The 475-nt window shown below is 69.7% G+C and carries 1 protein-coding gene; it reads right to left on the reverse strand.

Going from position 1 to position 475, the window contains the following annotated elements; translation table 11 throughout:
- Positions 1 to 90 precede the first annotated feature (90 nt).
- The coding region (locus tag AC1DE1_RS20850) for a hypothetical protein (RefSeq protein ID WP_477179349.1) at positions 91 to 475 on the reverse strand (385 nt) is incomplete at its 5' end.

The following is a 475-nucleotide window of genomic DNA, read 5'->3' on the forward strand; positions in this document are numbered from 1 at the left end:
CCTCAGCCTCACCCTCAGCGTGCTGGCGCTGCTGTGCTTCATCGCCGGCGTGCGGGGCGGCTTTCGCCTGCACGCCCTGCGCAAGGCCGGCTAGCCGCCCGCCTTCTCGGCCTCGACCGCCTTCTTGATCAGGGCCACGTGGGCCACCTGGTCGCGCAGGGCCTGGAAGGCGGGACTGGACGGAGCGTCCGGCTGCTTTTCGGCCCAGTCGACCAGGGCCAGCAGCGCCTCGCTGATGCGGCCGATCTGGCGGCCGTAGCTGCCCACCTCGTCGAGCACGCGGCTTTCCACCTCGGGGCTGCGCGACTGGCCCAGATTGACGGTGAACAGGGAAAAGTCGCCGAAGCTCCACGACCACGGATTGATGGTCTGGGTCAGCTGGCGCGGGGCCAGGGAAAGCTGGAACGGCTGGGTCATGCGGGCCTCCCGGTCAGGAGCGGCCAGCATGTCGCCTTTGCAACGCCCGCGTGTGACA

Source organism: Dyella sp. 05T440 (assembly GCF_056395965.1).